The 812-nt window shown below is 47.4% G+C and carries 3 protein-coding genes; all 3 read left to right on the top strand.

Annotated features, from left to right (window positions below):
• Positions 1–253, top strand: a 253-nt coding sequence (gene tnpA / locus AC2A06_RS18665; RefSeq protein WP_484381277.1) for an IS66 family insertion sequence element accessory protein TnpA, incomplete at its 5' end; no start/stop codon positions are given.
• Complete coding sequence (gene tnpB, locus AC2A06_RS18660; protein WP_473195815.1) at positions 247–582, top strand: IS66 family insertion sequence element accessory protein TnpB; 336 nt, start codon at positions 247–249, stop codon at positions 580–582. The genes tnpA and tnpB, both read left to right, overlap by 7 nt.
• A 61-nt stretch (positions 583–643) precedes the next feature.
• Positions 644–812: IS66 family transposase (locus AC2A06_RS18655; RefSeq protein WP_484381278.1), on the top strand; the 169-nt coding region annotated here is incomplete at its 3' end.

Genomic DNA, 812 nt, shown 5'->3' with positions numbered 1-812 from the left:
GCATCTTGATAACTGGAGAAACAGTGGACTCTCCCAATCCGCTTACTGCCGTGAAAATAGCGTGAAGTTAGCCACTTTTCATTATTGGAAAATGCAGGCTGATAAAGCGGTTAAAAGCCCGGTGACTCCTTTTATTCCCACGACCGTGAAAGCGTCATCGGGCATCATCTCGGTTAATACACCTGGCGGGTTATCTATTTCCTGCCAACTGCACCAGTTGCCCCAAGTTCTTCAGGCACTCCAGACATGTTGATCCCTGAACACGTCTGGATTGCCCGCCAACCTGTCGACATGCGTTGTGGTGTTGATAAGTTAACACAATATGTTGCTGAACATCTTGGTCAGGTCTGGCAAAGTGAGGCCGCGTTTATTTTCTGTAATAAAGCCCGGACTCGCATCAAGTTGTTGCGCTGGGATAAACATGGGGTCTGGTTGGCGGTACGTCGATTACACCGGGGTCATTTTGTCTGGCCTCGAGAAGGTGATACCTCCTGGACGCTCACCACCGAACAATTTTCCTGGTTGATAAAAGGCATTGACTGGCAACAGGTGGAAGGCCATAACCTGACAAAATGGCAATAAAATGATGTCATAATAGATTGATTTAAATGACAATATTTAATCAATATGGTATATTACTGCCATGATGACATTACCGCCTGATCTGACAAATGACCAATTGCGTGCGCTGGTATTAAAACTTCAGCGTGAGAATACGCATTTGGCCGAATTGCTGGCTCAGGCGCGTCAAGCCCGGTTTGGACGCAAGGCAGAAAACTTCTCACCCGCTCAGCTCAGCCTGTTGGATGAGG

The organism is Serratia sp. HNCC26DJ244, from assembly GCF_057180565.1.
This window is presented reverse-complemented; position numbering and strand designations above follow the sequence as displayed.